The 12,467-nt window shown below is 37.8% G+C and carries 9 protein-coding genes and 2 pseudogenes; 2 read left to right on the top strand and 9 right to left on the bottom strand.

All coding sequences use genetic code 11. The features are described from left to right. Window positions 1-178: 178 nt before the first annotated feature. Window positions 179-1,774, bottom strand: a complete 1,596-nt coding sequence (locus D9780_RS19770; RefSeq protein ID WP_240458733.1) for a heavy metal translocating P-type ATPase — start codon at window positions 1,772-1,774, stop codon at window positions 179-181. A gap of 479 nt (window positions 1,775-2,253) precedes the next feature. Between D9780_RS19770 and D9780_RS19765 the strand changes: the two are divergent. Further along, a pseudogene (locus D9780_RS19765) lies at window positions 2,254-3,452 on the top strand (IS256 family transposase). Between the two features lie 163 nt (window positions 3,453-3,615). Here D9780_RS19765 and ltrA read toward each other — a convergent pair. The 5 genes and pseudogenes from ltrA to D9780_RS19740 form a co-directional block, all read right to left on the bottom strand. Next, window positions 3,616-4,878 (bottom strand): group II intron reverse transcriptase/maturase, encoded by a 1,263-nt coding sequence (gene ltrA / locus D9780_RS19760; protein ID WP_121638889.1) that lies wholly within the window; start codon window positions 4,876-4,878, stop codon window positions 3,616-3,618. 917 nt (window positions 4,879-5,795) lie between these two features. After that, window positions 5,796-5,987, bottom strand: coding sequence for a hypothetical protein (locus D9780_RS19755; RefSeq protein ID WP_162985946.1), 192 nt, complete (start codon window positions 5,985-5,987; stop codon window positions 5,796-5,798). 109 nt (window positions 5,988-6,096) lie between these two features. After that, window positions 6,097-6,666 carry a hypothetical protein gene (locus D9780_RS19750; RefSeq protein ID WP_121641252.1) on the bottom strand — a complete coding sequence of 190 codons (570 nt, stop codon included), beginning with the start codon at window positions 6,664-6,666 and terminating at the stop codon, window positions 6,097-6,099. Between the two features lie 122 nt (window positions 6,667-6,788). Then, a complete protein-coding gene (locus D9780_RS19745) occupies window positions 6,789-7,265 on the bottom strand; it encodes a hypothetical protein (protein ID WP_121641251.1) in 477 nt (158 codons plus the stop codon). Between the two features lie 414 nt (window positions 7,266-7,679). After that, window positions 7,680-8,571: pseudogene (locus D9780_RS19740) on the bottom strand (transposase). Window positions 8,572-8,779: 208 nt separating this feature from the next. On the opposite strand from D9780_RS19740, the gene D9780_RS19735 reads away from it, so the two are divergent. Next, window positions 8,780-9,244: a UPF0236 family transposase-like protein gene (locus tag D9780_RS19735; RefSeq protein WP_162985945.1), complete on the top strand. Its 465-nt coding sequence runs from the start codon at window positions 8,780-8,782 to the stop codon at window positions 9,242-9,244. Window positions 9,245-9,516: 272 nt separating this feature from the next. On the opposite strand, the gene D9780_RS19730 is transcribed toward D9780_RS19735, so the two are convergent. From D9780_RS19730 to D9780_RS19720, 3 genes are all read right to left on the bottom strand, one after another. After that, window positions 9,517-9,744, bottom strand: coding sequence for a hypothetical protein (locus D9780_RS19730; RefSeq protein ID WP_121641249.1), 228 nt, complete (start codon window positions 9,742-9,744; stop codon window positions 9,517-9,519). A gap of 609 nt (window positions 9,745-10,353) precedes the next feature. Next, a complete protein-coding gene (locus tag D9780_RS19725; protein ID WP_240458732.1) occupies window positions 10,354-10,728 on the bottom strand; it encodes a DUF2750 domain-containing protein in 375 nt (124 codons plus the stop codon). A 13-nt stretch (window positions 10,729-10,741) separates the two neighbouring features. Beyond that, window positions 10,742-12,364, bottom strand: a complete 1,623-nt coding sequence (locus D9780_RS19720) for a T7SS effector LXG polymorphic toxin (RefSeq protein WP_121641247.1) — start codon at window positions 12,362-12,364, stop codon at window positions 10,742-10,744. Window positions 12,365-12,467 lie beyond the last annotated feature (103 nt).

The following is a 12,467-nucleotide window of genomic DNA, read 5'->3' as shown; positions in this document are numbered from 1 at the left end:
AGAGTCTTAGTCTTACAGCCTTTCTGGAATAAACACGCCAGTAAGTTAATTAAAATATATATGGCTGTTTTCAGCAGGTCGTTTTCTTTTTGGAACAAGCTCTTTAGGGGCAAAAAAGACAAACATCACTATGATAGAGCCTCATTCATAAGCTCCTATTGTTGAGATTTTTTCCGGCTTATTTTTGCTCCATACCTGTACGAAACTTCATAAGACGCATACCATTTAATATAACTAATAATACACTAGCCTCGTGAATAAACATACCAGAAGCTAGATGAATTGAACCATTTAATACGCCAAATAGTAGAAAGGCAACCGTCCCTAACGCAATCCACGTGTTCTGCTTCATATTACGAACCGTCGCTTTTGCTAGGGCATAAGCATGAGAAAATTGAGCCAACTTATCTGCCATAAGCACAACATCCGCAGTTTCCATAGATATATCTGTTCCGCCATCTCCCATAGCTAAGCCGATATCAGCTGTTGCTATCGCTGGTGCATCATTAATCCCATCTCCAGCCATCGCAACATAATCTCCAGACTGATTTAATCGTTTTATATAGTCTACCTTAGCTCCCGGCAACAATTCCGCATGATAATTATCTAAATGTAAGTTTCTTGCCACTAGAGATGCAGTATAGGCATTATCCCCCGTAAGCATAATCACTTTACGAATACCGTTTTCTTTCATATTTTGTAAAGCAACAAAAGCGTCTTCCCTAATTTGATCAGCAATCGATACAGCTCCTACTATTTTTTGATCGATAGCTACCAAAATAACGGTATTGCCTCTTTTCTCTTGCATGTCCTTATACTGATGCATTTCTTGAAGCAAAGGAATAGCTTCCTGTTTCATAAGATTTTCATTACCTATAACTAGCTTCTTTTCCCCTACTTCTGCCTTGATCCCCATTCCTTTTATAATCTGTCCATTTTTTACATTTTCATAAAGCAATAAATTTCGTTCATTTGCTTCTTTAACGATGGTTCTTCCTAGATGGTGTTCAGAAATCACTTCTGCCTCAGCTATAATTTGTAGCAACTCATTTTCTTTTAAATGGTAATCCCACACTTTAATTGCAGTTATCTCTGGTTTCCCTTTAGTTAATGTTCCTGTCTTGTCAAAAACAATCGTATCTACTTTGGCTAAGCGCTCCATTACTTCGCCACCTTTAACAAGCACCCCGTTTTTTGCTCCATTCCCGATTCCTGCTACATTGGAGACGGGAGCACCGATGACAAGCGCACCTGGGCAGGCAATAACTAAGAATGTGATTGCCATATGGAGATCCTTCATGATAATAAAAACTAGTATAGACAGAACAACAATAGATGGTGTATAGATTTGAGAAAATTTATTTAAAAATTTTTCTGTTTTTGACTTGGCTTCCTGCGCTTCTTCTACTAATTCCATAATTTTTGCAAACGTTGTGTCATCTCCAACTCTTTCTGCAATCAATTCGATGTATCCCTGATCAATAATGGATCCACAAAAGATATCATCATTCCTTTGTTTGGAAATGGGTATAGATTCCCCTGTCACTGTAGACTCATTTATGTGAGCTCTTCCCTTGACTATTTTTCCATCTACTGGAATTTTTCCACCTGAATGCACAGTGACTCGTTCTCCAATCTCCACCTCTCCCACTGGAATTTTAACAGTCTTCCCATCTCGAATAACATTAGCCTCTTGAGGCACCATATCCATTAGTTCACTTAAAGAGGATCTTGTTCTTTCTAACGTACGTGCTTCCAGATAATCGCCGAACAAAAATAAAAATGCCACCACAGACGATTCAATTTTGTGCCCCAAATGTGGAAAAAACCAGTACAGTTTTTGAAAAACTAAAATAAGTTTATTACAATTAAAAAAATAACTATCACAGTTATAGGTCGGTGTGATGCTTCTGTTAACCTTTTAGCATGTGAACTAATGCCAAAAACTGATAAGGATTTATGCGAAACAATAAAGTTTGCACTTGTTATCAGTTTAATAGAACCGATAGATGATGTAATAATTGAACTTTATAAAGATGATATAAACGCACCTAAAGATTTCACTTGAGCTAAATATGACATTGAATTACTTGAAGTAAAAAAATTTAAAGAAATAAATCACATTGTTTCTGAACAACTAGACAATATTCTGCAATCAAATGATGTTAAGAATCAGTAAAAACCAATATAAATTAGAGAGTGTAAAAAGTTTTGTGTAAATGGATATACTTTCCAATAAGGAGATGATCATTTATGCAAGACTTTTTTCATGATAAAACCATTAAAGATTTGGTAAAAGAATGTCGTACTGTAGAAGATGTACAAGAGATGATGAAGCTTTTATTTAAGGATACCATTCAACGGGTATTTGAAGCTGAATTAGAGGATGAACTGGGTTATCAGAAACATAGTACCACTGGCAATAACACTGGAAATAGCCGAAATGGGTATAGTAAGAAAACGGTAAAATCTAAATACGGAGAGACCGAAATGGTGACTATGAACCAAAGATTATTAAGAAGTATGAAACGACTATCAATGGAATAGAAGACCAAATACTGGGACTTTATGCAAAGGGGATGTCAACAAGAGATATTGAAAGCCAAATGCAGGATTTATATGGGCTTGATATTTCTCCGACCATGGTTAGTAAAGTAACCGATAAGATTATGCCTCTCGTCAAAGAGTGGCAATCACGCCCTCTTCATCGCGTTTATCTAATTGTTTATTTGGACGCAATCCACTTTAAAGTACGAGATGGAAATAGGATCGTAAATAAAGCTGCATACAGTGTTTTAGGAATTAATATGGATGGTAAAAAAGAGATACTCGGCATTTGGATAGGAGAAAATGAAAGTGCTAGTTTTTGGTTGGGCGTATGCACAGATCTTAAAAATAGAGGTGTAGAAGATATTTTAATTGCATGTAAAGACGGGCTTTCAGGCTTTTCAGAGGCAATTAGTTCTGCGTTTCCTAAAACAGAAATACAGCTATGCGTCATCCATCAGATACGCAATTCCATGAAATATGTCTCCTATAAGGAACAAAAAGAGGTAATGAAGGATTTAAAGAAAGTCTATCAAGCATTAACCTTAGAAGAAGCCGAATTGGCCTTCACTGCTTTCAAAGAAAAGTGGGAAAAGAAGCATCCTATTATTATTCGATCCTGGGAACAAAACTGGTTAGAATTAACCGCCTATTTCAGTTACCCTAGGGAAATTAGAAGAATTATATACACGACGAACATTATTGAAGGGTATCATAGACAACTTAGAAAAGTCACAAAAACAAAATCTGCTTTCCCGTCTGATGATGCATTAAGAAAAATGATATATTTGGCAACCATGGATATTACTAAAAAATGGACTATGCCAGTACAAGGATGGAAAGAATGTATATCACAGCTAGCCATTCATTTTGGAGAACGTCTAGAAACCGAACTTGCATTATAACTGTAGTTTGGTTCCGGCTTGACATGGAGCCTCTGCGGGCGTGATGAATTGGCGATGGAGATACCTTTATAGAACAAAGCTATCGCCAATCGAGTAGGAGGGGGCGACTAACCCCCGACCTCTCACACCACCGTACGTACGGTTCCGTATACGGCGGTTTCATTTAAGTCCAACGCATCGTTTGATATCGTTTATGTAGACTCTTTAAGCCTAGGTTTGACCAGTATCGATCACCTAATGCTCTATGTAAGATCGGACTTTTAGCTATACGCCAATAAGCCTTTCTCGTGTTTGCCCACTCCCATGCTTTTCCTTTACTAATTCCAAGTTTTATTAAATTCTTGTATTTTGTTTTGACTTTCTTCCATTCTTTCCAGCGTATCATTCGCATCCTTCTTCGAATCCAGCTATCCAAAACTTCAAATATAGAGGGCGTCTCTGCTAGCTGATAGTAGCCTAGCCAACCTACTAAGTATCGATTTAGCTTTGCGATTCTATCCTGCATATTCATAGACTTCTTTCTTGAGGTTAGTTCTCTGACACGCTGTTTAAAGCGTTTGATACTTTCTTTAGAAACCCGAATCTTTGGGTTCTCTTTATGGAATGTGAAAGAAAATCCTAGGAATTTACGCTTCCATGGGCGGTCTACTGCACTTTTCTGTTCATTTACTTTTAATTTGAGTTTTCCTTCGATAAATGTAGTGATACTTTTCATCACTCGCGATCCCGCTCTCCTCGATTGAACATATATGTTACAGTCGTCCGCATAACGGACGAAATGGAGCCCCCTTCGCTCTAATTCTTTATCTAGCTCATCTAAAACGATGTTGGATAGCAACGGACTTAATGGTCCGCCTTGAGGGGCTCCTTCTGTGTTTGGTTGAACGATTCCGTCCTCCATAATGCCAGCTTGGAGATACCTACGTATAAGTTTAAGTACTCTCGGATCTTTGACCTTTTGGCTCAGTTTCCTCATTAATCGGTCGTGATGTACTTTATCAAAGAATTTCTCTAAATCCATGTCTATAACCCAGCGATAGCCATCTTTCATATAGCTTCTCGCTTTCCTAACCGCGTCATGTCCTCGTCTGTTTGGGCGAAAACCATAACTATGTTCAGAAAATGTTGCGTCATAGATGGTTGTTAGAACTTGTGCGATTGCTTGTTGGATGAAACGGTCTAGCACGGTAGGAATTCCTAGCTTCCTCACTCCGCCGTTTGGTTTCGGGATTTCGACACGGCGAACGGGTTGAGGATAGTAGGTACCTGATTCGAGTTGTTCTCGAACGGAAGCCCAGTGTTCCATGAGATGCGCTCGTAGGTTTTGTACGGGCATTTCATCCACACCGTGGCTTCCTTTGTTACGTTCGACACGTTTCAGTGCACATATTAAGTTTTCTCGTGATAGAATGCTTTCCAACATGATATCTAACTCCTACGTGAATGGCTCTTTCTTCTTGTGTGGCAATTTCTCTCAGCCCTTCTAGTGTCCCCCACGGGATTCACCGCTTCCTTCACTAGGAAGGTTTTCTTGTTTCTGCTTCATCAAGTATTGCGTACTCCGAAGCGACCATTCTTCTTCAATGATTCAGCCCTTCCTAGAAATATCTAGTACTACGGCTTCGGCTGACTTCTGACAGTTCAGCGAACACTTACATGTTCGGTTACGGCGTGTGCACCGCTTTTCTGTCAGATCTCCCGGGGTAAGCACACATTCTTCCTCTCCATATCCCCACTTCATTTACTCTGTGTACCCTTTGGCAGTAAGGACTTTGACTTGTTGTGCAGTCTCATCCAAGTACACCTAGCCTTCTATGAAGTTCGTGTTCCTAAGGGCGGAGATTTGCCGCCGACTTCCTTCAGATTCTGGGTCACCCCAGACACCCTTGTCTTAGGCTAACCACTACTACTGCCTTCGTGGTTCGGGACTCGAACCCTAGAGAATGTGTGCATGCCTGGCACACACGCAAAAGCGAGCGTATCACGCCCGCTTCTCCACGTAAAGCCTGTATATTTTATTGTGTGCAATTCCCATTTACACAAAATAGTTTATACTCCCGAATGCCACAAAAAAACATAGGCTTCTACTCTCGTTAGAGTAAAAGCCTATGATATCAACATTTATAAGAGAGCTTCCAAGCGGACTTGAACCGCTGACCCCCACCTTACCATGGTATAAAAAGAAACTTTCAGTTTATGTCATGGCTCGTCAAAAGCTTGTCATGACAATGTTCAAACGTAAATTGATTTTCAAGTTTATTCATGGTTTATAACTAAAAATACGTTTTAGGCACTCGTTGGTCACCTTAAAAAAAGAGAAGGTTTTATATGCTTTCTCTTTTTTTATCCGTTTAATATCTTATTTTTCTCCTGCTCAAACTCTTCTTGTGTAAAAGTAAAACGAGATAATTTCTCAAGTGTTTTACTATCACATTTTATGATAAGCATTATGTTCTTTTCGGTTTCTTTATTACGCAAGAATAATGCTGCAGTTGATTTGTCCTTTCCTGCTTGTGCTCCGAGTCCTGCTGCCATAGCTCCCGTTCCCCCCCATAGCATACTTCCTGCAAAAGTTCAACCAGCTACGTCTAAAGCACTCTTTTTGATGTTTTCCGTTCTTTCAAATTTCAAAAAGGAAAAAAACTCATCTTGAAGCTTGCCATTTACTATAGACTTCCCCTGATATAAATTGTAGCATCTCATAACGGCGACCCGAATAACCCAACTCGTTTAAACCGTTTAATATTTGCAGTTCCACCTTTTGACTTCTTGCTTCCAATTCGATCAGCTTCTTTTTCTCTTCGTACTCATTATAAATCCTCTGCTTTTTTTCTTCGTATTTTTTGTCAGTTTGCTCTTTGGCTTCTACATTGCTTTTTCTAAAATCCTCTTTAATTTGCTTCATATTCATAGCAAACTTCTCATTAGTCTGCTTATTTTCTTTACGAAAGTCATCAATAATTTTTTTCGAACTTTCTTTGTGATCTCTTTTTATTTTTTCTGGCTTTTTATTTTCAGTATTGTCTTTAATATCTGCCTTAGTCTCTTCTAGACCTTTTTTTAAATCTATCTTAGCCCCTTCTACCCCTTTCTTAAAATCTGTCTTATTTTTTTTATTACCTTCTTTGAAATCTTCTTTAGCTTTATTGGCATCTTCTTTAAATTGTTGTTTGATTCCAGATAATTCTTTTTTAAAATCCGAGAATATTCCCATAATTTACCTCCGTTATTCTATTGCCATTGTTATCCATATCATATTATTTATTATTAATATTTTTTGTAAACTAGCACTGTGGCCCCTATATAAAAAGCCTACTCGTAAGAGTAGGCGATCTGTTATAGTTGTTTTATGATTTCAATATCACAATTTTCCATTGAGAATTTCTGTAAAAAGTCTAAAGCTTCTTTAGTTACTACTAATTCCCCTTTCGAGGAAAGACAGAAATGGTGCCCAGACCAACTTGTAAAATTATCTTTTATCACTTCAATGGAACCTAATGGAATAAATCTACAAAAAGAAGGTATTTTCTTATTTTGGTATAGTTCTTTAAATTCATCAGAAGTAGTGACTAAACATTCTTCTACTTTATAATCTTTAAACTTACTCTTTCTTAATTCATTTTCGACTCTACCTGAAATAATGAAGGCAGGAGTGGCCTCTAAAAGATCATCGCCTAACCAACCTTCGATTTCATAGTGTAAAAATTTTACCTTTCCAGATATACCTTCCATTTCAATATCTTTTTTTGTTCCATAAACAGTTTTTTCACCGTGACCGCCAGCCACTTCTGGTTCAAGAAAATGTAAATCCACTAGAGTTCTTCCTCCCTCTATATAATTAAAATATCTTCCAAATGCTCTTGTTTTCTTAGAATTTCATAAACATCCATTTTGGGTTTGGATAGTGGGGGTGGAGCGGTTATTAGAATACAGAATATTCTAACGTAATTCTAGCCATCCTAACGACCAAATAGGTATTATTTGGTAAAAAGTGGTTTAACCATGCTTGATAACTCCACACTTCTTATGGTCGCTCACCCTCCCATATATCACGGGATTGGTATCCATACATTCCCTCGTCCTGCGTATCCACAAGGTGGAGGTCGAAATAAGCTCCTTTGCTGGATCTGGCCCGAATGGAAAAAATAAGCTCCGACTCCGCATTATTGGTGTTTGTATATTCTAAGTTTCTAAGGGCTTTTTGTTGCTATTTCTTTCTCATACAGCTTAAGCTGCCTGTAATGTTTCTATCTGAGGTAAACCTTTCAATAACTTACTTCCATCAAATTCACACTGTTTTTGGCCAATGGCAAACAAGACACGTAATAACTTTCCACACAACGCAATCAGCGATTGTTGTTTTTTTAACGGGTTTTCCGGACGGGTCGTGTAATACTTGTGCAAGGCTTGAAACGTCGGATTATTCGCTACGAGCGGCCGTATCGCTAAATAGATCGCCTTTCGCAGCTTTTTCTACCAGGCTGGCGGCACGTTTGATGCCAACACCACGCTTCACAACCGTTTTCCATTCTGCCAGTATATCTTCTGGCGTTTTGTCACGAATGTCAGACGGAAATGGAAATGCCCGCAACGTATATAACGCAGTTTTTCCATCCCAGTCTTTTAACACATCGTTAAACTCCGGAAAATAGCGCTGAATATTGTTCTGAATGCGTCCTTCTGTAATACCCTGTTGCTTGATGAGTTGATCTCGTAATTTGATTGCTTCTCTTAATTCAGCATAGATGCCATCGAGAAGGTTTGGTATAGAGTATCTCCCATCTTTCACCAGCTTGGCAATCACACGCGCATCTTTGGTGTCATTTTTTGTTGGCGAGTTATCATCCAATTCTTTGGATTTCTTGACATGCATTGGATTGACCAACACAAAATCATAGTCCTTACTGGCAAGATAATAACCTAAACCCATCCAATAATGTCCTGTTGGCTCAGCTCCTATAATCACATGCGTTTTATCATTTTCTTTTTGGAGCTTGGAAATCCAATCGATTAGTAATCCAAAGCCTTCTATTCGGTTTTCAAAGATCAATCTTTTCCCAAATTCATAACCTCTGTCGTCCTGCGCTCGCGCTACATGTTTGTCTTTGGCAATATCTATTCCTACTACAAGGGTAGATGGTTAGAGTAAAATGTTTATGGGAGAACATACACCCCCGTCATAGGTGTTGAAGTCGGAAGAGTTCAACACCTATGACGGGGCCAGCAAGCGAAGCGCGGTAGTTCTACTGTCGTTTTAGATGAAAAAAAGGACCTTCTTTTGTATAGTTAAGTTTACGACAACACCAACTATAGAAGGAGGCCCTCCATTGAAAGATACCATATCTACAATCACAATGAAAGAGTTAGAACAAATTACATACCGTGCATTACAGGAAAGTTTTTCAGAGGTGATGTCACAAACGCTTCAGGAATTAGATGAAACCATTGCAACAACAAGGGATAAGAAAAGGTTTTATTTAAAGGATAAGAGAACGTTGAAATTTGAATCTGTCTTCGGGCAGGTCGAGTTGAAAAGGAATTATTATCAAGATAGAGAAACGGGGAACTATGTATTTTTATTGGATCAATATTTAGCTTTTGACGGCACCAAGGGGATGAGTCCGGTGGTGCAGGATTTGGCGATTGAATTGGCTGTTACAGGTGTTTCTTACCGTCAGGCTAGTCGAGCAATGGAAAAGCTTTTAGGTTACCCTGTGATTAGTCATGAAGGCATACGCCAGCAGTTGTTGAATACGGAGGTTGTGCCAGAGAAGTCTGTCCCGCTTGTGTGACTTGAGAAATTTTGTGATTTTGATTATAATTCATTGGTGAGTCCTCCTTGGTATCTTTTTATTTCGGAGTCATGATCATGACATCCTGTACTATACCAAGAGGGCTCTTTTTTGTTCAAACCTCAAATTTCTTCATTACAGGAATGCTCCTTTTTAAATTATCTTTTAACTTGCGGGTTAAATTTATCACCATATTTCCTATCTAACTCAATCATATAATCTATAAAATCTTGTTTTGTGGGATTAGGATTATTTCTATAAAATCTATTCCATTATTTACGTATTTTTGATAAATGAATATCATTATTTAATTCTTTTGGGATTCCTCGCAGGTTGGATAATGCATGAATTTCTTCTTTGAAAAATAGCTTAGGATACCTTTTAAGAACTTGTTGTTCAATAGCATGATGTACCACAACACTACCTTTAAGCTCAGGATATTTATCAAAAAAAGTTCTTCTATAATTTGTAACATTTTTAACCTTTTTTGCTGTCTGCAAATTTAATAACTCCGCCAGCTTTAACTAGCTTTAAGACTTTTCCCGCTGGAATAATAGAAGTGCCAGCCATAATCTTTCACCTGTAGAGGCCTCTGAGTCCAGAACGGTTTTTATATCATCTACAATAACAAAGTCTAACGCTTTTTTGGAAAGTTTTAAGCCCGTTTTTCCTGTCTTATATCCTGCCAAACCTAGGTGTAAACCTGCTTTAGCTATTCCTTGTGTTGTCTTTTCAATCCAATTCTTTTCCGGCTCTTTCTCATTCTGGCAATATCATTTTCGTCTAAACCTGATTTTTTAGACAATTCATTCTTTTGGCGTGGGACATTTTCAAATTATTACATCAAAAAAGTAAATAATTTTAATTTTTCGCTTTTAACATAACACTCTACATGATAAGCCATTCTAGAGTGTTATTTGGGACTACTCCATATCCGACGGTACAAAATCAAAATTATTCGCTCTCTTTTGCTCAAATCCCACAGTAAGCATTTTTATATTATATGGAGCAACTATTTTTTCTGTATCGTACTTAGATTAAAAACGAATGTTCCTATATAAAAAGCCTACCCGTAAGAGTAGGCGATCATAGTTAACTTGAAAAAATAATTAATACTTATCTAATTCTTCTTCTAAGTCCGTGATTAATTTGTCAACATCTAAAATTACTGAATCTATATTGTTCCAAAATATTGAAGGCTTAAATCCATCTTTCTTCATACCTGGTAGCCATTCTTGAATAAAATCTTCAAGTTCTATATGCTTTGCTTTGTAATTATTCCATTCGTTAATAGCACATAAATTTGCAAATTCTTTTTTAGGCCAAAAGGGCATTAAGGGCTCTCCGTTCTCACTTTCTGAAATTGCCCATCCTCCCTCATATAAACCCCAAACTTCTTCAAAATCAACTACTTTCTTAATGAAATACTCATACCTTTTTATCCCAGAGAGATTACTAATTATTTCAATCTCTTTGTTATTCAAAAGAACACCCCCATTATTTTTTACCCTTTCCATAACCGTCATGTTTATGCTGGGTTCTATGGCTCCTTATTGTCTGTAGATCACTATATTTATAACCGTAACCTTTCCGCGCTTCATAACCACGCCTATGGGCTAAATGATAACCTTGAGGTACTCTTATGTTTTGTCTCTTCCCCAATTTTATTTCATTAATATCGCGCCTGATTTCCCCTCTTAATGCTGAAGATACTTTATTATCATCCGCAATTTCTTTAAGTCTCCTTTGCTTTCCTGCTCTTCCAGAGCTATTGACCTTCTTCGCTGTCTGCTTACCCTTGTCCGCAAATTTAATAACTCCGCCAGCTTTAACTAGCTTTAAGACTTTTCCCGCTGGAATAATAGAAGCGCCAGTCCATAATCTTTCACCTGTAGAGGTCTCTGAGTCCAGAACGGTTTTTATATCATCTACAATAACAAAGTCTAACGCTTTCTTGGAAAGTTTTAAGCCCGTTTTTCCAGTCTTATATCCTGCTAAACCTACGTGTAAACCTGCTTTGGCTATTCCTTGTGTTGTCTTTTCAATCCAATTCTTTTCCGGCTCTTTTGGCTTGTGTCTGTCGGCAGGAATAGCATCCACTAATTTATACTCAGCGTTTCCGGATTCTGATTGATATGCCCTTACGATTCTACCATCTGTCAACGTATAGTAAGTTCCCTGATGCACTTTTTTATAGTCCGAGACCTTTACTGTGGAAACTACTTGATGTTCAATGGTAGTAAATTCCCTTGTAGTTAAACTATCTCCTGATGCTGCCACAGCTGCCTGCATTGCTCGGTAGCTATAATCCATTGTTTGTAGCCCGAATTTTTTCTGTAGATAATGCACGAACAAGTTTGCTGGTGGCAAATGCTGAGATAATAGATACTTGCCAACCTCACCAAGCACCGTCTCTAGCCCAACGGCATTTCGAACGGCCTTACTGCTAATGCCGCTTATTAGATCTTTATGAAACCTTTGATCTGCTAATTGCCGTGCTTGGTAACTGCCAATATGTATTTGGCCATTATTTCCTAACTCGCGGATTTGGCTAATGTAGTTTTTCATCATGTGAATATCTTGTTCAATCGGCTCCAGCTTAGCTGTATTATGACGATCCAATTCATACAACTTTTCCAGAGTCTTATGGATCTTTTTCTTTCCATGTTGTACATTATCCAAGAACTCGCTATCATCTATCTTGCGTAAGTCCACAATATCACTTACCGATTGGATAATAGCATTCGCTTCATCTGTTAAATCCATCGTAATTTGTTCCATTCGTTCTAATCCCCGTCGTACATCTTGAGAAATAAAATCTTCTCGAATAACACCGTCTTTATCTGGCTCCATGTACTGAATAGACTTTTTCATTTCTTGTAAAGTATCGGTGTAATTCGTAATAAATCCCTCTAGAAACAACAAAAACGGCATGTGCACCTCTTGATAAAAGGCACGAATAGAATTAGCCAGTTTCCCTTTAAATTCATCCTCCAAAGCTATCATAGCTTCTATACTCTTCTGGATGTTTTTCACTTGTGTATGTACTTGTTCTAGGCGTGATATCGTTTTGTCAATATAGCTATGGAGGTCGCTCACATAAAGCGCCTTAATGAACATCCCCTCCCATCCCCATTGGTAATAATTTCAATGTAACCCCTTTATTCGCATTATACTAAAAGTATGAAATATATGGAATTGTTTATGAAGAATATAATTAGCT

Source organism: Virgibacillus sp. Bac330 (genome assembly GCF_003667845.1).
GTDB classification, from domain to species: domain Bacteria; phylum Bacillota; class Bacilli; order Bacillales; family Amphibacillaceae; genus Virgibacillus; species Virgibacillus chiguensis.
Note: the sequence above shows the minus strand (reverse complement) of the source record. Positions and strands in the feature narration are given on the sequence as shown.

Coding starts and splice junctions, on each gene's coding strand:
- D9780_RS19755 (WP_162985946.1), bottom strand. CDS start 5,987: ATGGCAGCAGGACTCGGAGCACAAGCAGGAAAGGACAAATCAACTGCA.
- D9780_RS19750 (WP_121641252.1), bottom strand. CDS start 6,666: ATGGGAATATTCTCGGATTTTAAAAAAGAATTATCTGGAATCAAACAA.
- D9780_RS19720 (WP_121641247.1), bottom strand. CDS start 12,364: ATGTTCATTAAGGCGCTTTATGTGAGCGACCTCCATAGCTATATTGAC.